The organism is Erythrobacter sp. MTPC3, from assembly GCF_042854385.1.
Taxonomy (GTDB): Bacteria; Pseudomonadota; Alphaproteobacteria; order Sphingomonadales; family Sphingomonadaceae; genus Erythrobacter.
In genome coordinates, this window is record NZ_BTGP01000008.1 from 54,255 (window position 1) to 79,506 (window position 25,252).

Sequence of the window (25,252 nt, forward strand, 5' to 3'; positions counted from 1 at the left end):
GCGGATTCCGGTCAATTTCGCGTCTGTCATGGCGTATTGTCGCTTTCTACAGGTTGAACAGGCAATTCATTATCATTGCGCGCATCGGGAACCGGTGCAGCGTCAGGTTCCCGGTCCGGTTCTGAACCGAGCGGAGCGCGGCGGATCAGGCGGCCGTCCTCAACCTCGAAGATGCCGCGATCAACCGCGTCTCCCCATGCAGAAGGATCGGTCAATCCGCGCGCGATCAGCGCCAATTGCGTGAAGGATTCCGACCGCACGTTGATGTTGAAGCGGATCGGGAGGTTGGCGAGCCTGCGGGTGATGAAATTCCGGCTGGCCCCTTCACCCTGGCGCACGCCATCGATCTGGAATTTCGTGATGATCTCACCCGCCACGTTTCCGTCCAGTGCAATGCTCATCTGCCGATAATCGAGCGAACGCAGCGACTGAAACGCATAATTGCTGATCGCGCCGAGGTCTTCGTAGGTCAGTTCGCCGATATAGGACACGTTACCGCCGGGTGGCCGTGACAAAAGCAGCCCGCCGGTGATCACGCCATTGCCATCATCATCGAAGGAGATCGGCACCGTTCCATCAAACGTACCTGCTGCACCGATATTGCTAAGCTCCATCTGCGCAACGAATGTGGCTGCATCGAGTGCGATGATCTCGAACACATAATTCTGTGATCCGGGCGTGCCGTATGTGATCGTGACGGGGCGAAGAATAAGGGTGCCGCCCATGAACGGCCAGCGCGCATCCTCTAGCGCGATAAGCTCTCCGTCCGTCATCGAGAATTGCACCGACCCGCCCAGCACCTCAATACCCGGGTTAACCGCGCCAATTTCGATCAGCTGGCCTGGCGCCGTTGTCAGGCCGAGAAGGTCGGTGAACTCAACCGTTCCCGAAACATCGTCGAGCGGCCCGAATGCCGCCGCCAGATCAAGCCCGTCTGTGCCAAAAGTGCCTGTGCTCGTAACGTCAGAGCCCTGCCATTCAATCAGGCCCTCCCCGCTGACGGTGCCGTCTGCAAAGGCGATCACACCTTTCGCCAGATAGGTCAGGTCTTCTGGCGCAAGCTGATCGTCGAATACGACGCCTGGCACATCTAGCACCGCCTGTCCGGCGCCATTGCCAAGGTCATGATCGACTGTGACTTTGGTGATCAGCCGGTTCGATGCGGGGTTCAGCAAGTCGGCGCGGGCAGCAATTTCACCGCCGCTCAGGGTCATGTGGGCATTTCGGGCAACCAACGGCTCAAACCGCTCTTCGCCGTCGATCCGTTCGGTAAGGACAAACGTTGCGCCGTCCACCACTAATGTTTCGTCGCGGTAGGCCCATCCGCCCGCAAGATCGGTCAGATCGAGCGGGACGAGGTCAAGCTGTGCGGAGCCTCCGGCGATTGTGCCTGCCAGATCGCCGGACAGGCCGCCTTCGACGCTTTGCGCGGTCAAGTGAACCGCATTACCCTCCTCACCGATGACAGCATTGACGTCAGCCAACGCGAAGCCCCCAGGGTAGGAGAAAGAAGCACTTTCTGCGCGTAGGTTTGCCGGCGCATCTGCCAGTTCACCGGTAAGAGCGAAACTGCGTGTTTCCGCCGAAATCGAAAGCGCATCGTCATATCTTATTATAGCGCCGCCGCGCTGCGGGCACAGGGCAAGCGCATTGGCTTGAAGCTCCAGCTGCGCAAAGGTCAGCGCGCCAAATTGCACTTGAGTGCACCGCTCGCCCAAGCGGAAACCGCCAGCCTCGCTCCAAGAGCCTGCCATTGGAAGCACGAGATCGCGGACAGACCCACCCGGCAACGCGCCGCTGGCAAATACCGAGCCTGCGAATGTCATCCGTCCCGAACCGCTCTGCTCAATTTGCAGCCTTGGTATCGCCAGCCGGTCGGCGCCCGCTGCGTACGGTTCCATACCCATCCGCAGCACCAGTGCCCCGCCCGCCGACTGCTCCATGCGTCCGTTGATTTGGGGAAGGCCAGCGCCTCCGGTTACGAAATTGCCGCTTAGCTGGCGGCCAGTGTCGGCGCTCGTCCAGTTGAAACGGGAAAGGGCAGCCAGCGTTTCTCCAGCCGCGTTTGAAAGCTGCGCGTCGGGCACAATCAGCGCGATACCATCCGGGTTTTTGCGAATAGTAACGCTGCTTGCGAAAGCGCCGCCTGCCATCGCCTCTTTGAAATTGCGCTGAAATTTCGCGAGCAGCGGTGCGGCCAGCGTTCCTTGCGCCGCGGTCTGCGCCTCATCAAGCGTAGCTTCGAACCCGCCAGCAAGCGCAATATTCTGCCCTGAAAGATCGGCGTCCCATTCGATTCTCGTAAAATCCGCGCCGCTTCGCAGCGCCCCCTCCGCCGAAACCTTACCTAGTCTGCCATAGGCGGTAGCGACTTGCTCCCCATCGAGATCGTGCCGGAGGTTCAAACCGCCCTCGCCCCAACCGAGCCGTATGTCGCCGCCAAGGGCCGCGATCCGCTGACCCTCATATCGAAGGTCCGACATGGACAGCGCCAAATCGCCTGAAACGGAACCAAAGTCAGCAGGCGCTGTGAAATCCGCCCCGATGTCCGCATCTGCAATCTGCGCGCCTTCGCAAGATAGATTTCTGAAGCGCACAGGGCCGCTAAAAAAAATCTCGCCGCCATCGGTCGCCACGTCTCCGAACACTGTGGCTGTTTGAGCAGAGCAATCTTGCGTGCCGAAACCGGGAGCGGTCGCGGCCAATGTCCCGGCAAACCCGCTTTGCAATGAACCGGCACCGTCCAATTTCGCGGCGATTGCACCGAATTCGCTCTCGATCAAAGCTCTGCCGTCTGAAATGCCCAGATCGAAATCGGGGAGCCCCGCCTCTTCCTCGGCTTCGGCAAAAATGATTGGATCTAGCGAGCCAAAGCTCAGCTTGCCGTCCAGATATGTGCCGTAGAGCCGCGCGCCCACAATCTCGGCGCCTTCGACTGTCGGCGTACGAAACCCGTAGTCCAAATTGATGGTAACGCGATCTGCGGTGAAATCAGGCTGCGCTGGATCACCAATCACAAGGTTTTCGATGATCTGGCGCTGCGGGTCGATTGCGATGATATCGTAATCAGCCTCGACTTCGTAGCCGGCCAGCAAGTCATTTATCACGTTACCTGCGATCTGTTCGCGGCTGAACCACGCCCCGATAAGAACGAGCGCGAACAAGATCAGCACAGACAGACTGATGCGCCAACGCCAGCGGCGAGGCCAAAGGCCCCGTTTGTAGGGTTCGCTATCCCCAACAGGTTCAGAATGCTGATCGCCTTCGACCATCGTTCATCTCACTTGCGCGTATCGCTGCGTAAAGGCAATGAAGATAAACGGGAATTTGACGCCCGCCTTGATTACACGAAGAGGACAGCTTGCCAGCAACCGGAGACAGTTTCGATTTCGGATCAGAGAACGCTGCGCTCGCCCCTGAGCCATCCGATTCGGGCAAGCAGGCAGGGATCGGGCACCGTGCCCGGCTGCGCGAACGCCTGCTGAAAGGCGGCGCAGAGGCGCTCGCCGATTACGAGGTGCTGGAATACCTGCTGTTTGCTGGAATTCGCCAGGGCGATACCAAGCCTGCGGCAAAAGCTCTTCTCAAACATTTTGGCACCCTTTCCGCTGTCCTCAACGCCGACCCAAAGGCGCTACAACGGGTCAAAGGTGTCGGTGAAACAAGCGCAGCTGCCCTCAAAAGCGTCGCAATCGCCGCTCGCAGAATGGCCCGCAGCGAAGTCTCGCAAAAGCCGGTGCTATCAAGCTGGCACGCGCTGATCGACTATCTATCAATCGATATGGCGCATCTTACGGTTGAGCGCGTCCGCGTGCTTTACCTCGATACAAAGAACCGTTTGATCGACGATCACCATGTTGGCGACGGTTCGATTGACGAGGCATCAATCCATCCGCGCGAAGTCATCCGCCGCGCGCTTGATGTAGGCGCGAGCGCGCTGATCCTTGTGCACAACCACCCCAGCGGCAATCCGGAACCGAGCCGTGCGGACATCCAGATTACGAAGAAAATCGCCGAAGCCGGGCATTTGCTGGGCGTTACCGTCCACGACCATGTTATCATAGGGCGCGAGGGGCATGTAAGCCTGAGAGCCAAGGGCTTGATTTAAGCGCGGCGCGCAACTGGTTACAGAGCAGTGCCACACACTTGCCAATTGCCCGGCTTCGCAATAGCCGCGCCATGAACACATTTCACCGCGTCAATCATGCCCAAGGAAACCCACGATGGTCCCGCGTTACGCCCGCCCGCAAATGTCCGCTCTATGGGAGCCGGAAGCCAAGTTTCGCATCTGGTTCGAGATTGAAGCGCATGCGACCCAGAAGCTGGGCGAAATGGGCGTTGTTCCAGAGAGTGCCGGCAAGGCGCTTTGGGACTGGTGGGCGACCGATCCGGTCATCGACGTGGAAGCGATCGACGCGATCGAAGCGGTCACAAAACATGACGTGATCGCATTTCTCACTTGGGTGGCAGAACAAGTCGGCGACGAAGCCCGCTTCATGCATCAGGGCATGACCTCCAGCGATGTGCTCGACACGACGCTTTCTGTGCAGCTTGCGCGCGCTTCCGACCTCCTGCTGGCAGATCTGGACGGCCTGCTTGCGGCGATCAAGACGCGCGCGGAAGAACACAAATACACGCCGACCATCGGGCGCAGCCACGGCATTCACGCAGAGCCTGTTACGTTCGGGCTGAAATTGGCGCAGGCGTATGCGGAATTTGATCGGTGCCGCGAACGGCTGATCGCCGCGCGCAAGGAAATAGCAACCTGCGCGGTTTCGGGCGCGGTCGGGACGTTTGCGAATATCGACCCGCAGGTCGAGGCGTATGTGGCCGAGCAGCTTAGTCTGGAAATCGAGCCGGTTTCGACGCAGGTCATCCCGCGTGACCGGCACGCAATGTATTTCGCCACGCTGGCGGTCATAGCCGGCTCCATTGAACGCTTGGCTGTCGAAGTTCGGCATTTGCAGCGCACAGAAGTGCTCGAAGCGGAAGAATTTTTCTCCAAGGGGCAGAAGGGTTCGTCGGCGATGCCGCATAAGCGCAATCCGATCCTGACCGAAAATCTCACCGGACAGGCCCGCATGATCCGCGCCTACGCCCTCCCCGCGCTTGAGAATGTGGCGCTATGGCATGAGCGTGACATTTCGCATTCTTCGGTCGAACGATTCATCGGTCCCGATGCGACGATCACGCTCGATTTCGCCCTCGCCCGGCTTACCGGCGTGATTGAAAAACTGCTCATATACCCTGAGCGGATGCAGGCTAACCTCGATTCCATGGGCGGGCTGGTCCATTCGCAGCGTGTGCTGTTGGCGCTGACGCAGGCCGGTGTCAGCCGCGAGGATGCATATCGCCTGGTCCAGCGTAACGCGATGAAAGTATGGGAATCGAACGGCGCGCTATCGCTGCTCGAATTGCTCAAGGGCGATGACGAGGTCACGGCGGCGCTCTCTCACGAGCAACTCGAAGAAAAATTCGACCTTGGATACCACTTCAAACATGTCGATACGATCTTTGACCGCGTGTTTGGATAAGGGGAAAGGTCCGCCGCTTATCCGCGCTTGCTAGACTCGCGCGGCAAAAACCTTACCCTCGCAGGGGTAAGCACGCTCTTTTGTAAAAGGAACAGGCTGCATATGCAGATCGTTCGCACCATAATCTGGGTCCTGATCTTCGCGATGATCGTGATTTTCTCCGCGTTCAACTGGACCGGTACGGAAATCACACTCTGGGACGGGATTATCTGGGAAACCAAATTGCCCGCAGTGGTCGTGATATCATTCCTGCTGGGATTGCTCCCCATGTGGTTATATCACCGCAGCGTAAAATGGAGCCTCAACCGCCGGATCCGCAGCTTGGAAAATTCGGTCAAATCGAATGCGCTTTCTAGGCGGCACGATCCAGCCTCGTCATCGCAAGTCTCGGCCACTCCCGCTGCCTTTCCGGCTGTGGATAAACCGGTGGATAGTCCGGCAAAGACTGGTGATACACTCACGCCCGGCAGCAGCGAAACGACAGGCGCGTAATGACCAATCCCGTATTCCTCGCGCTCGACATTCCCCAGATCGAGCCTGCAAAGGCGCTGCTTGAAAAGGTGAAAGCGCATATCGGCGGCGTTAAGCTGGGTCTTGAATTCTTTTGCGCCCATGGCAGCCACGGAATGCACGAAATCGCGCATATGGGACTGCCGATTTTTCTCGACCTCAAATTCCACGACATCCCCAACACTGTCGCCGGCGCGATGCAGGCCATTCATGTCTATGAGCCTGCCATCGTGACAGTGCATGCAAGCGGCGGACTGGCCATGATGGAAGATGCGAAAGCCGCGGCGGCAGAGGGTTGCAAAGTTGTGGCGGTGACCATGCTGACCAGCCTCGATGAAAGCGACCTTGCGCGGGCCGGTGTCGGCGGAACTCCGCACGACCATGTGATGCGGCTTGCGGATCTTGCTCAGGAAGCCGGCTTGGACGGGATCGTGTGTTCGGGGCAGGAAGTCGGCGAAGTGCACAAACGCTGGAAAGATGGCTATTTCGTCGTCCCCGGCCTTCGCCCTTCAGGCAACACGGTTGGCGATCAAAAGCGTGTCGTCACACCGCGAAAAGCGCGCGATGATGGCGCGAGCGTCCTTGTCATTGGCCGCCCGATCAGCCGCGCAGATGATCCGCAGGCTGCGGCCCGAGCGATCGAAGCAACACTTTAGAGCGCAGCGATGGCAATCAACGTGAAGATTTGCGGGCTGTCCACGCCCGAAACACTAGCCGCTGCGATTGACGCAGGCGCGACTCATGTAGGCCTGGTTCATTTCGAACCAAGTCCGCGCCATGTCTCTATCGAAGCGGCTGCACAGCTTCGTTCCGATGTTCCCGCACATGTCAAAACGGTGGTGCTGCTGGTCAATGCCGATGTGCAGACGACCGGCAAAGTGATCGAAAAGATTAAGCCCGATGTGATCCAATTTCATGGCTCAGAGACGCCTGAATGGATCAATCTGGTGCGCGAAAAAACCGATATCGAAACGTGGAAAGCTCTCGGTGTGAAAAACGCAGAAACGCTCGCCAAATCGGTGCGGTATCGCGGGGCCGTGGACAGGCTGTTGTTTGATGCCCCCGCAAAGGCTTTACCCGGCGGCAATGGCGAAACGTTCAGGTGGGATGTGCTCAAGGATTTCGACCACACCATCCCGTGGGGTCTGGCGGGCGGGCTGACACCAGACAACGTCGGAGATGCAATCCGCGAAACCGGTACGGACCTTGTCGATACATCGTCCGGCATCGAAAGCGCGCCAGGCGTGAAGGACGTGGACAAGATCGCCGCCTTCTGCAAAGCCGCGCTCGACGCGTAACCCCCTTTTCGAAGCTCGAGATATGAACTCACCCAACTCTTTCCGCACGCAGCCAGATGATCGCGGCCATTTCGGCGATTACGGCGGGCGCTATGTCGCCGAAACGCTGATGCCGCTGATCCTGGACCTGGAGCGTGAATACCGCGCAGCGCAGGCCGATCCAGCGTTTGCCGCCGAATTCGACGACCTGCTGAAGCATTATGTCGGACGCCCTTCCCCGCTCTATTTTGCCGAACGGCTGACGGAGGCGCTGGGCGGTGCGCAGGTCTGGTTCAAGCGTGATGAGCTGAACCACACCGGCGCGCACAAGATCAACAATTGCATCGGGCAGATCTTGCTAGCCAAACGGATGGGCAAGACCCGCATTATCGCGGAAACTGGCGCGGGCCAGCACGGCGTTGCCACCGCGACCGTTTGCGCGCGATTTGGCCTGCCATGTGTGATTTACATGGGCGCAGAGGATGTGAAGCGGCAGTCACCCAACGTCTTCCGAATGAAGCTGCTTGGCGCAGAAGTCGTGCCCGTGACCAGCGGCGGCGCGACGCTCAAAGATGCCATGAACGAAGGGCTGCGCGACTGGGTCGCGAACGTCCATGACACGTTCTACATCATCGGCACGGCAGCAGGCCCGCACCCCTACCCTGAAATGGTGCGCAATTTCCAAAGCGTGATCGGCACCGAAGCGCGCGCGCAAATGCTTGACCGCACAGGCCGCCTGCCCGACCTGCTGATCGCCTGCATCGGCGGCGGATCGAACGCGCTTGGCCTGTTCCACCCTTTCCTTGACGATGCCGACGTGAAAATGCTCGGTGTCGAGGCGGCAGGGCATGGCCTCGACGGAGACGAACACGCGGCAAGCCTGCTTGGCGGTGTGCCCGGCGTTCTTCACGGCAACAAGACCTATCTGCTGCAGGACGAGGACGGACAGATAACCGAGGGGCACTCGATCAGCGCAGGGCTCGACTATCCCGGGATCGGCCCTGAACACGCTTGGCTTAAAGAGAGCGGACGGGTCGAATACACCGCCGTGACCGATGATGAGGCACTCGAAGGCTTCCAATTGCTCTGCCGCACCGAAGGCATTATCCCCGCGCTTGAACCGTCCCACGCAATTGCGGCCGTCGCTGATCGCGCAAAGCAAATGAGCGAGGACGAGATCATCCTGATGAACCTGTGCGGGCGCGGCGATAAGGACATTTTCACCGTGGCTGAAAAGCTGGGGGTGGAGATTTGATGAGGGAAAGAAGCAGTGATCTTTGAAATATCTTTAGGATTGGCGCTGCTCGTAAACGATGCGTCAGAGGTCACCGACTTGAACCTGACTTGCGTCGGCGGCGGAATTGCCAACGTCCAAACCGGCGGCTCTGCAAATGCTTACGATAATTATGGAAACACTGTGACCGTAACTAGTAGGCGCGCCAATGTGGTCGAATATCAAAGTACCACTGATTTCAGGATCGTTGAAGGAGCAGCTGAGATGAGGCTTCCCAGAGCGCTTCTGCCCGCGTTAAGGGGGGGCGATGACGGTTGGTTCAAAGTGAAGAAGTACTCTGTGGATGACACAACAATTTCCGGCAAAGCTTCAGTTAACTTTGTGAATAACCCCGAATTCTCGATCAATCGCATTACTGGCGTTCTTACCGTAAACTCTAAGAACGGATCGTTTGCTGGCGAATGCAAGGCTTTCGATGCAAACGCGCAGCGAAAGTTCTAAATTTGACCCGCCTCTCCAACGCATTCTCCAAGCCCCACCCGGCTTTCGTCGCCTTCATCACCGCTGGAGACGGCGACACGGCTGCCAATCTCGATGCGCTCGTCGCTGGCGGTGCGGACGTGATTGAGCTGGGCATGCCTTTCACCGATCCGATGGCCGATGGCCCGGCGATTCAGGCGGCGAATTTGCGCAGCCTTGGCGCAGGTACGACCACCGCCGATGTGCTGCAAATCGCCACCGACTTTCGCGCGCGGCATCCAGACATTCCGCTGGTCCTGATGGGCTATGCCAATCCGATGATCCGGCGCGGGCCGGAGTGGTTCGCGGGCGCCGCCAAAAACGCGGGCGTCGACGGGGTCATCTGCGTCGATATTCCGCCGGAGGAAGACGATGCTCTTGGCCCTGCCCTGCGCGCTGAGGGCATTGCGCCCATCCGCCTCGCCACGCCCACGACGGACGCCGCGCGCCTGCCGCAGGTGCTCGCCGGGTCGGAGGGGTTTGTCTATTACGTCTCCGTCGCGGGGATCACGGGCAAACAGCAAGCCGCCATCGCGTCTATCGAGGACAACGTGGCCCGCATCAAGCAATCGACAGACCTGCCCGTCGCGGTCGGCTTTGGCGTTCGCACACCCCAACAGGCCGCCGAGATTGCCAAGGTCGCAGACGGCGTCGTAGTAGGCTCTGCCTTCATCGATCTGGTCGAGGAATTTGGCAGTAATGCCCCGGCCAAGCTACAAGAGCTGACAGCAGCAATGGTCGCCGCGATCAAAGACGCGCGCTCCTAAGGAAAATTGACGAATGAACTGGTTCACCCGCGTCCGCAATTCGCTCGGCTTCAATTCGGAAAAGAACAGCACCGAAAAAGACCTCTGGATCAAATGCAAATCCTGTCAGGAAATGCTGTTTGTTCAGGAATACGAGGACAATCTGCACGTTTGCCCGCGCTGCGAGCACCATGGGCGCATCAGTGCCGACAAACGGCTCGCGCTGCTGCTCGATGAAGGGTTTGAACTGTTACCGCAGCCGCAGGTGACTGAGGACCCGCTGAAATTCAAAGACAGCAAGAAATACACCGACCGGTTGAAAACCGCGCGCGCCAATAATCCGCACGATGATGCTTTCAGTGTGGGATCGGGCGCGATTGACGGACGACCGGCTGTTGTTGGCGTGCAGGATTTCAGCTTCATGGGCGGATCGATGGGCATGGCGGTCGGCATGGCGTTCTGCGCCGGAGCAGAGCGCGCGCTTACCCGCAATTGTCCGTATATCGTCGTGACCGCTGCGGGCGGTGCGCGGATGCAGGAGGGCATACTGTCCCTCATGCAAATGCCCCGCGCGACCGTGATGACACGGCGGCTTAAAAACGCAGGGCTGCCCTATATCGTCGTCTTGACTGATCCGACCACGGGCGGCGTCACTGCGAGTTATGCCATGCTGGGCGATGTGCAGATTGCCGAACCGGGTGCGCTGATCGGCTTTGCCGGGCAGCGCGTGATCCAAGATACCATCCGCGAACAGCTTCCCGAAGGATTCCAGCGCGCCGAATACCTGCACAAGCACGGGATGGTCGATATGGTCGTGCCGCGTCACGAGCTGAAAGACACGCTTGCGAATGTCATCGATTACCTGCAACCGCAGGCCGCAGCCTAACCCTTATGCGTGATCTTGGTCGGTCCGACGACCCCCGCGTCCAGGCGCAGCTGGACCGGCTTGGCAGTCTGAGCATTCAGCGCGATACGCTGGGTTTGGATGCAGTACGGACATTGCTGGCGCGGCTGGGCGATCCGCACAAGCGCCTGCCGCCGGTGTTTCACGTCGCGGGGACCAACGGCAAAGGCTCCACCTGCGCGTTCCTGCGCGCCATTCTGGAGGCGCAAGGATACACCGTCCACGTCACCACCTCGCCGCATCTGGTGCGATACAATGAGCGGTTTCGCATCGCTGGCACGCTGATCGAAGACGCGCGGCTGGCCGAATTGCTGGAGCAGGTCTTCGACGCAGCAGAGGGGCTCGGCTGCAGCTTTTTCGAGATTACCATTGCCGCAGCCTTCGTTGAATTTGCGCGTGTTCCGGCCGATGCCTGCGTCGTTGAAGTGGGATTGGGCGGCAGGCTGGATGCGACCAATGTGTTGGAGCCGGACGTGCTTGCAGCGTGCGGGATCGCGGCGCTCGGCATCGACCACGAACGCTTCCTGCTCGCGCCCGAAGACGGTGTGCCCGAAGAACCGATGGCGCGGATCGCATTTGAAAAGGCCGGAATTGCAAAGGCCGGAGTGCCGTTGGTGACCATGGGAAATGCCTATGCGCCCGAAGCGCAAGCGGCGATCAAATCGGTTGCTGCAGTCAATCAGGCAATTCTTTTTGAGGATTTCGTCAACTTCTACATCGACGATGCAAATTGCTACTACGTTGATCATCACAGCGATGAGACACAGCTCGCTCCTGCGTTAAACGGCGAACATCAATTCAAGAACGCGGGCCTCGCAATTGCGATGGTGCTGAATCAGGAAAAGCTGGCAATCTGCAAGCCGGCTATCGTCGAAGGGATCAATTCGGCAAGCTGGCCTGCACGATTGCAGCGTCTTTCCGAAGGTTCGCTTACAAAAATGGTGCCCGGCAAAAACGTCTGGCTTGATGGAGGCCATAATCCAAGCGCGGGCCGAGCCATCGCAGACGAGATCGGTTCCACCCACCTGATCCTCGGAATGCTTGACAACAAAGACCCGCGCGCCTTGCTCGATCCGCTTGGCGAGAAAGTCCGCAGCCTCACGATTGTTCCTGTCCCTGGGCACGATGCGCATCCAGCCAAAGCGTTCGGCCCCGATGCGAAAGCCGCAGCCGATCTCGAGGAGGCGCTGCTCAACCTGCCATCCGACGATTACCCCGTGCTGATCGCCGGTTCGCTTTACCTTGCAGGCGAAGCGTTAAGGCTCAACGATGAGATCCCGGTTTAGTCAGCGGCGGCCTCATTCTGCGGGCTGCGCTGCGACCTCAGGTGTAACCACGCCAGAGTTTGCTCCGGCTCGAGTCTGGCGGAACCACTCTGCAAGGCAAAGAACAACTGCAACCAGTCCGATAAACGTCGTCAGGACGAAGACGTCAAAATACCCCTGGTTCTGAATCATCTCGCCCAGCGCGCCGCGCCCTAATGTGCCGATCAGAAGCGTGAGCGATGATAGCAGCGCATATTGCACGGCAGCGTATTTTTTCGATACGATGGAGGACAGCCAAGCAATATAGGCCGCACCCGCAATGCCGATGGCGAGATTTTCAAACATGATCGTGAACGTCAGACGCGGCAATCCTTCCGATCCGAAAGGAGCGATGGTGCTGATAAACCAGCTAAACCCGACAACGTCACTCGCGGCTTGCATATACAGGCCCCCGATTGCGAGGTCGGCGTAAAGCAGATTGGTCAACGCCGCCAGCAATGCGCCGATGGTCAGCGTCAGCATCCGGCCCATCACCGTCAGCATATACCCGCCAAGTGCCAGCCCGGCGATAATCGCGCCGACGCCGAAAAACTTGGATGCAAACGCAACTTCATCGTTCGTGTATTCCAGCTCACCTAGATAAAACGGGTATGCAAACGTGCCCCAGATCGCGTCGCAAATCCGGTAGGTCAGCACCAGTGCCAGGATCAGGACAAGGCTCCAGCCGAGCCTTCCGACAAACTCCACCAACGGCACCAAAAGCGCGCGGTACAGGTGGTCGAGAGCGCCAAAGCTCATTGCGCTGGTGTCTTCGCCGACAGCGATGACATCGCGGCCATCGGCTTTGCGTTTGTACAGCCGGGCAGCGATGATTGCAGGCAGGACGATAGTGGCGAGAATGATCAGCGGCCCCATCTTGGCAGTGAATTCGGTCGGGTCTGGACGGCCCTCTGCGCCGAGCGGGAACATGCCGAGCATCCAGTTCAGATCGATCACCCGGTCGCTTCCCATCACGGCGAACTCATAGACCGGAAACATCGGCACGAAGCCGCCGAGTGCACGAACCATAAAAATGCCGAGGATCAGCAGCGCCCAGCCCCACAGCGCGATGACCTGCCAAAGATAGCGGTTGCGCACCGCAGAGCGCACTTCGCCTGCTTTGTAAAACTCGGCGAAATCTTCGGCGCTGGGTCCGATCGTGCCCGCTTCCTCGCGCTGTGCGTCAGGGGCAAACAACCCAACCGCACCAATCGCAAGCAGAATTGCGCCCATGAGCATATAGGTTTCCGGCCAACCGATGCGCGCGGCAATAATCAGGCCGAACGCACCGCCAACCAGCGCGGCAAGGCGGTATCCCATCTGGTAAACCGTAGAGAGAATATCGAGCGTCGCCTTTTCATCCGCGACATCGATCCGCCACGCATTGATGGCGATATCCTGAGTGGCGCTGGCCAAAGCGCCGATCCCGGCGAGCAGCGAGAACCATCCGAGCTGTGATCGCGGTTCCAAAACGCTAAGGGTGACGAGGATCGCGCCCAGGATCAGCTGCATCGGCACGATCCATTGCTTGCGTTTTCCCAGCCTGCGGAAGGCGGGAATATCGACCTTGTCCACCAGTGGCGACCAAATGAACTGAAATGCGTAGGCAAGCCCGATCAGCGAGAAGACGCCCATCGTTTCCAGATCGACCTCAGCCTCACTCAACCAGGCATAAAGCGTGCCTAGAAAGAGAGAGAACGGCAGACCGCTGGCAAAGCCGAACAGAGCCATAAAGCCCGTCTTGCGCTGGCCCATTGCCTTGGCAACGTCTGCCCAGCCGGGTTTTTCTGCTTTCGCCTGCGACATTCACGACCTTTCAGCGCAAAGAAATTTCTGCAACACTAGCTGCGGATAAGAGGAATAGGAACGCTGCGATGAACGCGCCCACAACGCCATCAACAGATACGGGCATCGAAAGTGCCGAAATTCTGCGCCCGACGGACGGTCAGCTGGCCTTGGCGGAGAATATCCGCGCAGGCACCGTCCGTGTAACGGATCGGATAGAGACGGTTCCTGCCAGCCGTTACACCGATCCTGCGCATTTCAAAGCGGAGCAAGAGGGGCTGTTTGAACGATTGCCGCAGGTGCTGTGTCCGTCTGCCCTACTGCCGGAGCCGGGTATGGCGGTGCCGCACGATGGCACGGGCCGTCCGCTGTTAATCACGCGTGACAAGGCAGGCGAGGTCCGCGTGTTCCTCAACGTATGCCAGCACCGCGGAACCAGGCTGGTCGAAGGCGATGATGTGCACTGCGCCAGCAAACTCGTTTGCCCCTATCATGCGTGGACATATGATCTTTCCGGCAAGCTGGTCGGGTTGCCCCGCCCCGAAACATTTCCGGACCTCGACAAAAGCGCGTTCGGTCTGAAACAGCTGCCGTCCTGCGAAGCGGGCGGATTGATCTGGTTTGCTCCAGAACAGGGTGCAGATTTCAGCCATGCAATGCGGCTTGGCGAGGATTTCAGCGCGTTTGGTGTTGATCGCAGCCATCTGTTCAGGCGCAAAACGCACACGGTAAAAGGCAATTGGAAGCTCATCATGGATGCCTTCCTCGAAAGTTACCATGTAACCCGCCTTCACGCCGGAACCATCGGTCCGTTTTTCAAGGATGGCATAACCAACGGCGACAATGTCGGCCCGCATATGCGCTCTGCAGTGGGTAGGCTTGAAGAGGTTGAAAATGTCGATTTCACCGATATGGACGCGTTGAGGCGGGTGGTAACTTTCGCCTATCAACTGCTCCCCGCGACGATCATCGTCCCCTCCCCCGATTACGTAAACGTCATGGTGCTGATGCCGCAGGCGCACGACCTCACGCTGGTCGAGGATTTCATGCTCATTCCCGAAGCGCCAGCCAGCGACAAAGCGCGCGATCATTGGGAGCGTAGCTGGACGCTGCTGGATGGGGGCGTTTTTGCAAGCGAGGATTTCCGCGCTGCCGAGCTTGGCCAGCAAGGTCTGGAAAGCGGGGCTGTGAGCGAAATTACGCTGGGCACTCTCGAAGGCGGGATCGCGCGTTTTGATGCGGCGGTGCAGGAATTCTTGCGGGCTGCGCGCTGAACGCCTAGGCGGCGCACATAATGCCAACCAACCCTAAACAGTCCGAAGATCGCCCAGAGGGTGATCGCATCGCCAAACTGCTCGCCCGGGCAGGGATCGCCAGCCGCCGCGAGATTGAGCGGATGATCACAGACGGGCGCATCACCTTGAACGGAAAACCGGTTGAAACACCCGCAACGTTCCTCACCAGCCTGAACGGTGTGAGCGTCGATGGGAAACCAGTCGCCGGTCCAGAGCCGACGCAGCTTTACTGTTTTCACAAACCGACCGGCCTCATCACGGCGGAAAGCGACATGGCGGGCCGTGCGACGATTTATTCCGCACTGGTCAATGCCATGCCCAAAGATGCGCCGCGTGTGATGCCAATCGGCCGGCTTGACCTCAACACAGAAGGGCTGCTGCTGCTGACCAATGATGGCGGTCTGAAACGCCTGATGGAGCTTCCTTCAAGCGGGGTGCCCCGCACTTACCGCGCCCGCGCATTCGGTGAAGTGACACAAGATGATCTGGAGTCCCTGAGCGAAGGGGTCGAGATTGACGGCATGCGCTACGGCTCCATCGATGCCAACATGGAAAGAGCGTCGGGCCGCAACCAGTGGATCGAAATGACGATTACCGAGGGGAAGAACCGCGAAGTTCGCAGGGTGCTGGAATATCTCGGCCTGAAAGTGAACCGCCTGATCCGCACCGCTTACGGCCCATTCCAGCTTGGCGATTTGCCGCGCGGGCAGGTTTCGCGGATTCGCAAGGGCGATCTCGACCGGTTCGTCAGCACGCTGAAGAAAACGGGCCGTAAATGAGGATCATTGCTGGCGAATGGCGCGGGCGAAAGCTTTCCTCTCCCAAAGGGGACGCAACCCGCCCTACCGCAGATCGCGCGCGTGAAACGCTGTTTTCAATGCTCGCCAGCAGGCTCGGCAATTTTGAGGAATTGCGCGTGGCTGATCTGTTCGCGGGATCGGGCGCGCTTGGGCTCGAGGCGCTTTCGCGCGGCGCAGCGCATTGCCTGTTCGTTGAACAGGACCGCGCGGCCATCGACACGATCCGCGCCAACATCGCCGCATTCGATGCACGCAGCCGCAGCACGGTGGAAGCTGTTTCCGTGATGCACCTTAGGGCTGCGCGCGAACCGTATGACTTATTGCTGCTCGACCCGCCTTATCAAACCGGGGCCGGTTCGGTGGCGCTGGACCGGTTGAAACGGCTGGGCTGGATTGGCCCTGCGACATGGATGGCCACCGAAACCGCGCGGGACGAGACGATTGACGTTGATGGCCTGTCCATCGACGCGGAACGCCGGGTCGGCAAAGGCAAGTTGACCTTGCTTCGCTTGACCGACCCGGACGCTACCGCCGGTTGAGCTCCTGTCACCGGCAGCAATCTGCGTGCGCCTGTTACCGCTGGGGCGGTGGCGGAGGCATTTCGTCAGCGGCATCGCCGCTTCCGCTTGCGCGACCCTCAAGGCTCTCCCACGCAGATTCGCGTTCTGGGCCAGTCATCGCTGTCAGGGATATCTTGTCCTCGTCAGTCAGACGCCAGAACAGGGACTGCCGCTCTGGCGGAAGGCTCCAGTAGTATTCCTGAGTGGATGAGGGCCACATATCGTAGGCCGCCTTTTGATCGGGCGGCCACGTGTCATATTCACCTTGAAATTCGGGCGGTACGGCGCCGGTATCGGATGGCGACACTTCATCTATAGGCGCTGTGCCGGGAGGCGGCGCGCCCTCTTGGGCGGTAGCTGGTGCGCCTAGAACGAAGCCAGCGGTTACAACTGCAATACCGGCAAGATAGATGTGTGATTTTCGCATGGGTTTCTCCTCAAAAAAAGACCCAAGCGAGACGAACTCCGCTGATTTAGCGGTATCAGTGCGGGTTGTCCCCTTCCGCGATGACCATTCCGGTATGGGCAAAAGCCGATGGAATTTATAGTGTTACACAGACCGGATGCCCGATAGGGCAAACGCCCGGTCGCCAATTGGTGCAAAAATAAGGCGGGCCGAAACCGCATCGCGCTTTCAACGAAAAAGGGCGGCACCGGGCCGCCCTTGTTCTTCGATTTTTAAGATGGATTACTTCATCTTGCTGGCGGGTTTGCCCGGCCAGTAATCCAGCGGGCGGTTGCCCCAGTTAAGCCCGGCCGCACGCGGGTTGATGCAGCCATCCTGATCGTCCTTCATGCAGACGTCATAAACCTTGCCGGAAACGCGCACCTTGGTCGCTTTGCCATTACTGTTGCGTTCCACAACCACGGGTGTTTCAGCCTTGGTCGAGTTGTCTGCGGTCGTCGCGTGATCATCCTTCGCGAGCGCCGGAGCGGTCGCGGCGAGTGCAGCGAGAGACAGTGTAGTGATGCCGGTTGCGATAAAGTTCTTCATGGTTTCAGCCTGTTGTCTAATGTGTGTTTGCGTAACCAATGATGGCACCCCGGCTTAGGTTCCGAAGTAATTTGAAAGCCCGGTTCCGGTGTCCGGATTTCAGGATGGCTGAAAACCGATTTATGGCGGTTGCGGGAATGATATTCGTTCCCTACCTGTTCGGGTGTATCCATGACCGATTTCGCTGCCCCGACGCCCGCAGATGGCGACAATGTTCCGGCTTCTGTTCCCGCGTACGCGGCCAGGCTGAACGATCCGCAACAACAGGCTGTCCTGACGACGGAGGGGCCGGTGCTGATGCTGGCCGGAGCAGGCACGGGTAAAACCGCCGCTCTCACCGCAAGGCTGGCGCATCTCGTTGCCACACGCCGGGCGTATCCCAGCCAGATCCTGTGCGTGACCTTCACGAACAAGGCCGCGCGCGAAATGCGGGAACGTGTCGCAGGGCACCTTGGCCCTCAGTCAGAGGGGATACCGTGGCTCGGCACGTTCCATTCGATCTGCGCGAAAATGCTGCGCCGCCATGCCGAGCTGGTCGGGCTGCAAAGCAATTACACGATCATCGACACCGACGATCAGCTGCGACTGCTCAAACAGCTGATTGCCGATAATGATCTGGACGAGAAACGCTGGCCCGCTCGCCAGCTCGCAGGATTGATCGACCGCTGGAAGAACCGGGGGCTAAATCCCGAAGACCTCGATGCGATCGAGAATGAAAGTTATGCCAATGGCCGTGGTCAGGCGATGTATCGGCTTTATCAGGACCGGATGAAGGCGCTGAATGCCTGCGATTTCGGCGATCTGTTGCTGCATATGCTGAACATTTTTCGCAAGCACACAGACGTGCTCGAAGATTACCAGCGCCGCTATCGCTACATCCTCGTTGACGAATATCAGGACACGAATGCAGTCCAGTATCTTTGGCTTCGTCTGCTGGCGCAGAGCCACAAGAATATCTGCGTTGTCGGCGATGATGACCAGTCGATCTATTCATGGCGCGGCGCAGAGGTCGCCAATATTTTGCGCTTTGAAAAGGACTTCCCTGGCGCGCATGTCGTTCGGCTCGAACAGAATTACCGTTCTACTCCGCACATTCTGGGCGCGGCGTCGGGCCTGATCCGCGCCAATAGCGAGCGGCATGAAAAGTCGCTTTGGACAGAGGCCAATGGCGGAGACAAGGTAAAGGTCATCGGCGTTTGGGACGGCCCCGAAGAAGCGCGCAGGGTCGGCGAGGAGATAGAGCGGCTGGAGCGCGAAGGGGCCAATCTCGATCAGGTCGCAATATTGGTCAGGGCGCAATACCAGACCCGAGAATTTGAAGACCGCTTCATCCAGATCGGCGTCAATTACCGGATCATCGGCGGCTTTCGTTTTTACGAGCGCGCCGAAATTCGCGACGCCCTCGCTTATTTGCGGGTCATCGCGCAGCCGCAGGACGATCTCGCTTTCGAACGTATCTACAACCAGCCCAAGCGCGGACTTGGCGCGAAAACGCTTGAGAAAATGCACCAGCACGCGCGCCGCACCGGTCAACCGCTCGCTGCCGCATCGCTGCAACTTGCCGATAGCGATGAACTGCCGAAACGCGCCGCCAACACCATAGGCGGCTTGATGCGGCAATTCCTTGCATGGCGGGACGTGGCCGAGACGGTCAGCCCATCCGACCTGCTGCGCCGGGTGCTGGAGGAAACCGGCTATAACGACATGCTGGCCAATGACCGGAGCGCGGAAAGCGCAGGCCGCGCGGAAAACCTGTCAGAACTCGCCCGAGCGATGGAAGAATACGAAACGCTCGGCGATTTTCTGGAACATGTAAGCCTAGTCATGGACAACGACCGCGGCGATCAGGAAGAAACCGTCACGATCATGACAATCCATGCCGCGAAGGGGCTGGAATTCGACAACGTTTTCTGTGTCGGCTGGGAAGAAGGGGTGTTCCCGTCCCAGCGCGCCATTGATGAAGGCGGTTTGGCCTCTTTGGAGGAGGAACGCCGGCTAGCCTACGTCGCGATCACCCGCGCAAAACGGCAATGCACGATCCTGCACGCGGCCAATCGCCGGATTTACGGTCAATGGACCAGCTCCATCCCCTCGCGCTTTATCGAAGAGCTGCCGGAGGAGCACATTGATCAGGAAACCACCATGACCGGAGGCGCGAGCCTGTGGCGGGCGAACTGGTCGGAGAACGATGATCCTTTCGCGCATGTCGCACGCGACCGCCCCGAACGGGCAACCACGCGCGGTCCCGGTTGGCAGCGCGCAGTGGCGAGCGGCTATGAGACCAAGCAGACACGCCTGCGAGAACCGGGGCGCTCAGCCGCAAGCTTTGCCGCCAAACCCCGCAGCGACATCGCCATCGGCGCGATGGTGCAGCACGACAAATTCGGCACCGGCTGCGTTGTCGATCAGGAAGGCAACAAGCTCGAAATCGAATTCGAGGACCACGGCACAAAACGTGTGATCGACAGCTTTGTGAAAGTGATTGAGTGATTTTGGCGCCCGTGCTTCGGGACAATAATTAACCTTCCGCGCGCACAACGCCCCTGCGCAATTCGCGCAAGGGAGCCATGTTCATGAAATTTGTTAAGCTCGAATCGCGCGGCGGCGACTATCTGGTTGTTGCCAACAACATTGCATGGCTGCGCACCGGTGAAAATGGCCAGACCAATGTCGGCATGGTGGGCGGTAGCCCGCTGCTCGTTACCGGCACAATTGAAGAAGTCGCGGCCAAAATTTCGGCTGACTGATTAACCTTACGCGGGTCTGCGCCCGCGCTGCTTGGCGCGCAGACCTACCCTTTGAAACCGACGTCGAGAAAACCCGGCTTGGGCCCGTTCCATTCGCCCGGCGCAACCGGCTCATCATCTTCGTCGCGGCGGCGCGAGCGCGGCTTGCTCTCACGCTTGGGCTGATCTTCGCCCTTGCTCCGGCGCGGGGCGCGCTCCGTCTTCGGAGCCTCGGACTGCTCGCTGCGCTCTTCGACAGGTTCGTCTTGCGGTTTCTTGCGGCGGCTCCGGCTCTTTTTCTCTTCAGCCGGTTTTTCGTCGGCGGACTTGTCTTCGGCAGGTTTCTTATCAGCCGTCTTGCCCTGCGATCCATCGGCAAGCTCGACGCGTACGTCCTCTTTGCCAAAGACCTTGATCTTGCTGCCGGTGAGTTTTTCGACGTTTGCAATCGCCTCTGCGTCTTCATCCGCGACAAAGGTGAAGGCACGCCCTTTCGCCCCTGCACGGCCAGTGCGGCCAATCCGGTGCACGTAATCGTCCGGGTGCCATGGTGTGTCAAAATTGAAGACGTGCGAGACGCCCTTTACGTCCAGCCCGCGGGCGGCAACATCGCTGGCGACAAGGATATTTACATCGCCCGACTTGAACCGTTCAAGTTCGGCGAGGCGCGATGACTGGTCCATGTCGCCATGGATCTCGCTGCTGCGAAATCCATCGCGTTGCAAGTATTTGTTGAGCTCGCGCACGGTGGTCTTTCGGTTTGAAAAGACAATCGCGGTTTCAACCTGATCGTTTTGCAGCAACCACTTCAGCGTTTCACGTTTCTGACGGGATTTCACCGGCACTTTAAACGCAGTGATATCGGCATTGGTCGATGCTGCGCGCGTGGTTTCGATCCGCTTGGGATTGCTCAGGAATTTCTTCGCCAGCTTCTCAATCGGAGGCGGCATGGTTGCCGAGAACAGCATGGTCTGGCGGGTGTCGGGCAATTTGTCGCAGATGAATTCGATATCGGGAATAAAGCCCATGTCGAGCATACGGTCCGCTTCGTCGATGACGAGCAATTCGCAGCCATTGAGCAGGATCTTTCCGCGCTCAAAAAGGTCCATCAAACGGCCCGGGGTTGCGATCAGAACATCGACACCTTCGTTAAGCGTCTTGAGCTGGTCACCCATCTGTACACCGCCAATGAGCAGTGCCATTTTCAGATCGTGGTTCTTGCCATACTTTTCGAAATTTTCCGCAACCTGTGCGGCCAATTCCCGCGTCGGCTCAAGGATGAGCGAGCGCGGCATCAAAGCGCGCCGGCGCCCGGAAGCCATCACATCGATCATGGGAAGGACGAAGCTGGCCGTTTTACCCGTGCCTGTCTGAGCGATCCCGATGAGGTCTTTCATCATCAGGACTGCGGGAATGGCTTCAGCCTGGATGGCGGTCGGCTCGGTATAGCCCGCATCGTCTACGGCTTTAAGCAATTCAGGCGAGAGGCCGAGATCGGCAAAGGTCATGCGTAAGGTAATGTCCGGATAGGGGCAGCGCGAAACTGCCCGGGTTTTTCCGCCATGCGCGAATTATATCGCCGCAGGCGCTGCGCCTCTGCGGAAAATTGGCGATAAAGTCAAGAAATCTGCGCATCTCCAAGAGGTACAGGCAGTATATGCAGCGGGGTAAGCAAAAACGGTGTCAGCACCGCGGCCTAGTTTTCGATCGCTACCAGATGGCGCATCCGCTCTACCTCGCACTTGGCACCGCTGCGCGATTGCAGTTTGTCACGGTCCACGCACAATTGCCCGTCCTCATTTTTCTCAACATAAAAGCCTGAGTAAAAATCGCGCGCACGGCATGCTTTTTCAAGATTTACGGAGATGATGCGCGCATCGCGCAGGAACAACAGCAGTCGGCTGCCGCTGCCGGTCTGAACGCCAGCGATCCGGCCAACCGGCAGGCATTTTTCCATTTCGCGCTCTTCGTATCGCGTGTTCAGCGCCCGCTGCGGCAACTGCGCGAGAAGTTCATTGGAGTTGCGCGATCTTTGAGGGGAAATCCGCACAATAACGCGCTGTTCGATGCGAATTTGCCGGGTCACCTGCTGTTCGCGAAAACTGTCGAGCGGCGCTGGCGAGACGGCGGGCTGCGCAGGATAGCGCGCTGGCAGCGTCACGCCCTTATGCTCGGCAGTGCGCGGAGACATATCCTGCTCAGCAGGGGCAGTGACGCTTTCCTTGATCAGGGCTGACCCTGCCGCCAGCTCACTGCCCTGCCCCAGTAAGGGCAAGAGCATCGCAAGCGGCGTTGCAAGGGCAAGCAGGCTGGGCATCAAAAAAACGGTCCTCCTGATCGGCATGTCACGATGAAAATGCGATCATGCGAGATCAAGGCCTCATCTAGCGGAAACGATTGAACGCTGGCTTAACTGCGGGCGCCGCGCGCCGCAATTGACTGGCGCAATAGTCCTGCATTGTGGCATAGGGGCAACAATGAACCGCCCCGTTTCCAACAAAGACACATTCCTGGCCAAAGCCGCCGACCTATTAGGCGATAAAGGGCTCAGCTGCGACGCATCCGACCTTGAACCGTGGGTGACCGATTGGCGTGGCAGATACACAGGACGCGCGCTTGCGCTCGCCTCTCCGGCATCGACATCAGAAGTTTCGAACCTGATGAAACTGTGCGCGCAGCACGGCATTCCCATCGTGCCTCAGGGCGGCAACAGCGGCATGGCGGGCGGCGCAACACCCGATGATAGCGGGACCGCCATCATACTATCGCTTCGCCGCATGAACCAGATCCGCAGCATGGATGCTGCATCCGGTCAGTGCGTGTGCGAGGCTGGGGTCATCCTCCAAACGCTTCACGATGCGGCGGAGGCGCAGGACATGCGCTTCCCCCTCACTCTCGGCGGGAAGGGGTCCGCCACAATCGGCGGGCTTGTCTCCACCAATGCAGGCGGAACACAGGTGCTTCGCCATGGCACGATGCGCGCGCAGGTTCTGGGGATCGAGGCGGTGCTGGCTGACGGGAGCGTGTTCGACAGCCTTACAGCATTAAAGAAAGACAATCGCGGGTTTGACCTCAAACAATTGCTGATCGGGTCAGAGGGCACTTTGGGCATTGTCACTGCGGCGACCCTGCGCCTGCTTCCCGCCACTTCAGCCAGAGCGACCGCGTGGGCCGGTTTGGGCTCGATTGGTATCGCCCGGTCATTGCTGCGGCACGTTGAGCGGAAGATGGGAGACACGCTTGAGGGCTTTGAGGTCGTCCCTGACCATTGCCTAGGCAGTGTGCTTTCGCATTTGCCGGATGCAAGGCCTCCATTGGGGGGGCATCATGCTTGGAATGCGCTGATCGAATGCGTTTCTGCCGAAGGGGACAGCGCCGCGCTGCGTGATCGGCTGGAACGGGCGCTTGGCGATGCGATGGAAGATGGTCTGCTGGAGGATGCCGCCCTCGCCTCCAATGAGACGCAGGCCGAGCAATTCTGGCTGCTGCGGGATTCGATCTCGGCTGCGGAACGCGCGCTCGGCCCGGCGATGCAGCATGATATCTCTGTCCCGGTCGACAAGATGCCGGAGTTTATCGAAATAGCGATCCTGCAGATTGAGCGTGATTTTCCCGGCACACGGGGCGCTGCGTTCGGCCATTTGGGCGACGGCAATGTCCATTTCCACATTCTCGCACCACAAGGGGCGGTTCCCGGAGAGTGGGAGGAGAACGAGGGAAAATCGGTCAGCACGCAGGTCTATGACCTCATTACACAGTGGGGCGGATCAATCAGTGCAGAGCATGGGATCGGGCAGATGAAAGTCGGCGAGCTTGGCCGGTTGGGCGATCCTGTCGCCCTGGCGATGATGCGCAGCGTAAAGCACGCATTGGACCCTGACGGACTGCTCAATCCCGGCAAACTTGTGCCGCAACCATAGACGCACCTCGCGTGCGGCAAAGCAGTCTGGGCACACCATAACGCCCATACCTTGCGCGGCGCGGCGTGGTCGCCTAAAGCGCGGCTCGAACGGCCGGATGGGGATCCTGGAGGGCCGGACCGCAGAACTTCAATCTTATTATATTTCCGGAGACTATTCATGGCCAGCGCGCCGCAGCCACAACTTCCGCTGTTTTACAACGATCTGCTTCCGCTCAACAGCCGCGATCACGCCGATTGGAAAGTCGGCGCATTTGAAAATGCAGATTTCCTCGCCAATACGCACGCGATCCCGCTGACCGTCGACGAATTCGTCGATGCACAGCGCAGCTATCCGATCGTCTTCACTGCTGGTGACAACCCGCTGCCGATCGCGCTGATGGGCCTTAACGAAGGCGTGAACACCTTCATCGGCGACGATGGCAAGCTGATTGAGCGCGTATACGTGCCCGCCTACATCCGCCGTTATCCGTTCCTGCTCGCAAAATTGCAGAAGGACAGCGAAGACATGTCGCTTTGCTTCGATCCGAGCGCCGGTGTCGTTGGCAAACGTGACGATGGCAACCAGCTTTTCGAAAACGGCGACGAGCCAACCGAATACACTAAAAGCGTGCTCGAATTCTGCCGCAAATTCGAAGAATCGGGCCAGCGCACCAAATCCTTCCTCGATGAGCTGAAGAAGCTGGACCTGCTGATGGACGGCGAAATCGCCATCACCCGCGCAGATACGCCGGACACACCATTCGTTTACCGCGGTTTCCGCATGGTCGATGAGAAGAAGCTGCGCGAACTGCCGGCAGACACCGTCGATGCGCTGAACAAAAATGGCATGGGCATGCTGATCCACGCTCACCTGTTCTCGCTCAATCTGATGCGCACCGTGTTTGAGCGTCAGTCTGCGCTAGGCAAGGTGCCCGCCCCGGCAGCTGCAAACTAATCAAACCAGACGACGCCCGATATTCGGGCATTCTGATACATTTTGATACGGCGGATCGGTCTTGAAACCGATCCGCCGTATTATTATTTTTACAGTGCAGGCGGTTACCCCCCCTCATAGACCGTCTGCAACTGCGCCTTCATGAGCGCAGACCTCCCTGAACCTTGGCCACCTCGTACGGGATTAACCCGTGCGGGGTGGTTTTTTT

The 25,252-nt window shown here is 59.0% G+C and carries 23 protein-coding genes; 17 read left to right on the forward strand and 6 right to left on the reverse strand.

All coding sequences use genetic code 11. The annotated features are described in order from the left end of the window. Positions 1 to 26 precede the first annotated feature (26 nt). On the reverse strand, positions 27 to 3,272 hold the full coding sequence (locus ACGHU1_RS11780) for a YdbH domain-containing protein (protein WP_390587149.1): 3,246 nt from the start codon (positions 3,270 to 3,272) through the stop codon (positions 27 to 29). 89 nt (positions 3,273 to 3,361) lie between these two features. On the opposite strand from ACGHU1_RS11780, the gene radC reads away from it, so the two are divergent. From radC to ACGHU1_RS11830, 10 genes are all read left to right on the forward strand, one after another. Further along, positions 3,362 to 4,108: a DNA repair protein RadC gene (gene radC / locus ACGHU1_RS11785; protein ID WP_390587151.1), complete on the forward strand. Its 747-nt coding sequence runs from the start codon at positions 3,362 to 3,364 to the stop codon at positions 4,106 to 4,108. A 115-nt stretch (positions 4,109 to 4,223) separates the two neighbouring features. Continuing rightward, positions 4,224 to 5,534, forward strand: a complete 1,311-nt coding sequence (gene purB / locus ACGHU1_RS11790) for an adenylosuccinate lyase (RefSeq protein WP_390587153.1) — start codon at positions 4,224 to 4,226, stop codon at positions 5,532 to 5,534. A 102-nt stretch (positions 5,535 to 5,636) separates the two neighbouring features. Continuing rightward, positions 5,637 to 6,026 carry a hypothetical protein gene (locus tag ACGHU1_RS11795; RefSeq protein WP_390587155.1) on the forward strand — a complete coding sequence of 130 codons (390 nt, stop codon included), beginning with the start codon at positions 5,637 to 5,639 and terminating at the stop codon, positions 6,024 to 6,026. Beyond that, entirely contained in the window at positions 6,026 to 6,700 is a 675-nt protein-coding gene (gene pyrF, locus ACGHU1_RS11800) for an orotidine-5'-phosphate decarboxylase (RefSeq protein ID WP_390587156.1), read from the forward strand. Before ACGHU1_RS11795 ends, pyrF begins: the two co-directional genes overlap by 1 nt. A gap of 9 nt (positions 6,701 to 6,709) precedes the next feature. After that, positions 6,710 to 7,342: a phosphoribosylanthranilate isomerase gene (locus ACGHU1_RS11805; RefSeq protein WP_390587157.1), complete on the forward strand. Its 633-nt coding sequence runs from the start codon at positions 6,710 to 6,712 to the stop codon at positions 7,340 to 7,342. Positions 7,343 to 7,364: 22 nt separating this feature from the next. Continuing rightward, positions 7,365 to 8,576 carry a tryptophan synthase subunit beta gene (trpB, locus tag ACGHU1_RS11810; RefSeq protein WP_390587158.1) on the forward strand — a complete coding sequence of 404 codons (1,212 nt, stop codon included), beginning with the start codon at positions 7,365 to 7,367 and terminating at the stop codon, positions 8,574 to 8,576. Between the two features lie 15 nt (positions 8,577 to 8,591). Beyond that, positions 8,592 to 9,056, forward strand: a complete 465-nt coding sequence (locus ACGHU1_RS11815) for a hypothetical protein (protein WP_390587160.1) — start codon at positions 8,592 to 8,594, stop codon at positions 9,054 to 9,056. Between the two features lie 2 nt (positions 9,057 to 9,058). After that, positions 9,059 to 9,841, forward strand: a complete 783-nt coding sequence (gene trpA / locus ACGHU1_RS11820; RefSeq protein WP_390587162.1) for a tryptophan synthase subunit alpha — start codon at positions 9,059 to 9,061, stop codon at positions 9,839 to 9,841. A gap of 13 nt (positions 9,842 to 9,854) precedes the next feature. Further along, positions 9,855 to 10,706 carry an acetyl-CoA carboxylase, carboxyltransferase subunit beta gene (accD, locus tag ACGHU1_RS11825; RefSeq protein ID WP_390587164.1) on the forward strand — a complete coding sequence of 284 codons (852 nt, stop codon included), beginning with the start codon at positions 9,855 to 9,857 and terminating at the stop codon, positions 10,704 to 10,706. Between the two features lie 5 nt (positions 10,707 to 10,711). Next, positions 10,712 to 12,010 (forward strand): bifunctional folylpolyglutamate synthase/dihydrofolate synthase, encoded by a 1,299-nt coding sequence (locus ACGHU1_RS11830; protein WP_390587166.1) that lies wholly within the window; start codon positions 10,712 to 10,714, stop codon positions 12,008 to 12,010. A 12-nt stretch (positions 12,011 to 12,022) separates the two neighbouring features. Here the strand turns inward: ACGHU1_RS11830 and ACGHU1_RS11835 are convergent, their stop codons facing one another. Then, the gene (locus ACGHU1_RS11835; protein ID WP_390587167.1) at positions 12,023 to 13,834 is read right to left on the reverse strand and encodes an AmpG family muropeptide MFS transporter; all 1,812 of its coding nucleotides are present in this window, start codon (positions 13,832 to 13,834) and stop codon (positions 12,023 to 12,025) included. 68 nt (positions 13,835 to 13,902) lie between these two features. Here ACGHU1_RS11835 and ACGHU1_RS11840 point away from each other — a divergent pair, with 68 nt between their 5' ends. Genes ACGHU1_RS11840 through rsmD form a run of 3 tightly spaced genes read left to right on the forward strand, consistent with a single transcriptional unit; the run spans position 13,903 to position 16,447 of the window. Next, on the forward strand, positions 13,903 to 15,087 hold the full coding sequence (locus tag ACGHU1_RS11840) for an aromatic ring-hydroxylating dioxygenase subunit alpha (protein ID WP_390587169.1): 1,185 nt from the start codon (positions 13,903 to 13,905) through the stop codon (positions 15,085 to 15,087). A 20-nt stretch (positions 15,088 to 15,107) separates the two neighbouring features. Then, entirely contained in the window at positions 15,108 to 15,887 is a 780-nt protein-coding gene (locus ACGHU1_RS11845) for a pseudouridine synthase (RefSeq protein WP_390587170.1), read from the forward strand. Further along, positions 15,884 to 16,447: a 16S rRNA (guanine(966)-N(2))-methyltransferase RsmD gene (rsmD, locus tag ACGHU1_RS11850; protein WP_390587172.1), complete on the forward strand. Its 564-nt coding sequence runs from the start codon at positions 15,884 to 15,886 to the stop codon at positions 16,445 to 16,447. The genes ACGHU1_RS11845 and rsmD overlap by 4 nt, the downstream gene beginning before the upstream one ends. A 34-nt stretch (positions 16,448 to 16,481) precedes the next feature. Here the strand turns inward: rsmD and ACGHU1_RS11855 are convergent, their stop codons facing one another. After that, positions 16,482 to 16,895, reverse strand: coding sequence for a hypothetical protein (locus ACGHU1_RS11855; protein WP_390587174.1), 414 nt, complete (start codon positions 16,893 to 16,895; stop codon positions 16,482 to 16,484). 261 nt (positions 16,896 to 17,156) lie between these two features. After that, a complete protein-coding gene (locus tag ACGHU1_RS11860; RefSeq protein WP_390587176.1) occupies positions 17,157 to 17,462 on the reverse strand; it encodes a hypothetical protein in 306 nt (101 codons plus the stop codon). Between the two features lie 171 nt (positions 17,463 to 17,633). Here ACGHU1_RS11860 and ACGHU1_RS11865 point away from each other — a divergent pair, with 171 nt between their 5' ends. Continuing rightward, the gene (locus tag ACGHU1_RS11865; protein ID WP_390587178.1) at positions 17,634 to 19,952 is read left to right on the forward strand and encodes an ATP-dependent helicase; all 2,319 of its coding nucleotides are present in this window, start codon (positions 17,634 to 17,636) and stop codon (positions 19,950 to 19,952) included. Between the two features lie 83 nt (positions 19,953 to 20,035). Then, positions 20,036 to 20,209, forward strand: a complete 174-nt coding sequence (locus tag ACGHU1_RS11870; RefSeq protein ID WP_390587180.1) for a hypothetical protein — start codon at positions 20,036 to 20,038, stop codon at positions 20,207 to 20,209. A 44-nt stretch (positions 20,210 to 20,253) separates the two neighbouring features. Here the strand turns inward: ACGHU1_RS11870 and ACGHU1_RS11875 are convergent, their stop codons facing one another. Continuing rightward, positions 20,254 to 21,696: a DEAD/DEAH box helicase gene (locus ACGHU1_RS11875; RefSeq protein WP_390587182.1), complete on the reverse strand. Its 1,443-nt coding sequence runs from the start codon at positions 21,694 to 21,696 to the stop codon at positions 20,254 to 20,256. Positions 21,697 to 21,884: 188 nt separating this feature from the next. Beyond that, positions 21,885 to 22,505 carry a hypothetical protein gene (locus ACGHU1_RS11880; protein ID WP_390587184.1) on the reverse strand — a complete coding sequence of 207 codons (621 nt, stop codon included), beginning with the start codon at positions 22,503 to 22,505 and terminating at the stop codon, positions 21,885 to 21,887. Between the two features lie 160 nt (positions 22,506 to 22,665). On the opposite strand from ACGHU1_RS11880, the gene ACGHU1_RS11885 reads away from it, so the two are divergent. Next, complete coding sequence (locus ACGHU1_RS11885; RefSeq protein WP_390587185.1) at positions 22,666 to 24,108, forward strand: FAD-binding oxidoreductase; 1,443 nt, start codon at positions 22,666 to 22,668, stop codon at positions 24,106 to 24,108. Positions 24,109 to 24,267: 159 nt separating this feature from the next. Next, positions 24,268 to 25,044, forward strand: coding sequence for a SapC family protein (locus tag ACGHU1_RS11890; protein ID WP_390587187.1), 777 nt, complete (start codon positions 24,268 to 24,270; stop codon positions 25,042 to 25,044). The last annotated feature ends 208 nt before the right edge of the window (positions 25,045 to 25,252 follow it).

Coding starts and splice junctions, on each gene's coding strand:
- ACGHU1_RS11780 (WP_390587149.1), bottom strand. CDS start 3,272: ATGGTCGAAGGCGATCAGCATTCTGAACCTGTTGGGGATAGCGAACCC.
- purB (WP_390587153.1), top strand. CDS start 4,224: ATGGTCCCGCGTTACGCCCGCCCGCAAATGTCCGCTCTATGGGAGCCG.
- ACGHU1_RS11795 (WP_390587155.1), top strand. CDS start 5,637: ATGCAGATCGTTCGCACCATAATCTGGGTCCTGATCTTCGCGATGATC.
- pyrF (WP_390587156.1), top strand. CDS start 6,026: ATGACCAATCCCGTATTCCTCGCGCTCGACATTCCCCAGATCGAGCCT.
- ACGHU1_RS11805 (WP_390587157.1), top strand. CDS start 6,710: ATGGCAATCAACGTGAAGATTTGCGGGCTGTCCACGCCCGAAACACTA.
- trpB (WP_390587158.1), top strand. CDS start 7,365: ATGAACTCACCCAACTCTTTCCGCACGCAGCCAGATGATCGCGGCCAT.
- accD (WP_390587164.1), top strand. CDS start 9,855: ATGAACTGGTTCACCCGCGTCCGCAATTCGCTCGGCTTCAATTCGGAA.
- ACGHU1_RS11830 (WP_390587166.1), top strand. CDS start 10,712: ATGCGTGATCTTGGTCGGTCCGACGACCCCCGCGTCCAGGCGCAGCTG.
- ACGHU1_RS11835 (WP_390587167.1), bottom strand. CDS start 13,834: ATGTCGCAGGCGAAAGCAGAAAAACCCGGCTGGGCAGACGTTGCCAAG.
- ACGHU1_RS11840 (WP_390587169.1), top strand. CDS start 13,903: ATGAACGCGCCCACAACGCCATCAACAGATACGGGCATCGAAAGTGCC.
- ACGHU1_RS11845 (WP_390587170.1), top strand. CDS start 15,108: ATGCCAACCAACCCTAAACAGTCCGAAGATCGCCCAGAGGGTGATCGC.
- rsmD (WP_390587172.1), top strand. CDS start 15,884: ATGAGGATCATTGCTGGCGAATGGCGCGGGCGAAAGCTTTCCTCTCCC.
- ACGHU1_RS11855 (WP_390587174.1), bottom strand. CDS start 16,895: ATGCGAAAATCACACATCTATCTTGCCGGTATTGCAGTTGTAACCGCT.
- ACGHU1_RS11860 (WP_390587176.1), bottom strand. CDS start 17,462: ATGAAGAACTTTATCGCAACCGGCATCACTACACTGTCTCTCGCTGCA.
- ACGHU1_RS11865 (WP_390587178.1), top strand. CDS start 17,634: ATGACCGATTTCGCTGCCCCGACGCCCGCAGATGGCGACAATGTTCCG.
- ACGHU1_RS11870 (WP_390587180.1), top strand. CDS start 20,036: ATGAAATTTGTTAAGCTCGAATCGCGCGGCGGCGACTATCTGGTTGTT.
- ACGHU1_RS11875 (WP_390587182.1), bottom strand. CDS start 21,696: ATGACCTTTGCCGATCTCGGCCTCTCGCCTGAATTGCTTAAAGCCGTA.
- ACGHU1_RS11880 (WP_390587184.1), bottom strand. CDS start 22,505: ATGCCCAGCCTGCTTGCCCTTGCAACGCCGCTTGCGATGCTCTTGCCC.
- ACGHU1_RS11885 (WP_390587185.1), top strand. CDS start 22,666: ATGAACCGCCCCGTTTCCAACAAAGACACATTCCTGGCCAAAGCCGCC.
- ACGHU1_RS11890 (WP_390587187.1), top strand. CDS start 24,268: ATGGCCAGCGCGCCGCAGCCACAACTTCCGCTGTTTTACAACGATCTG.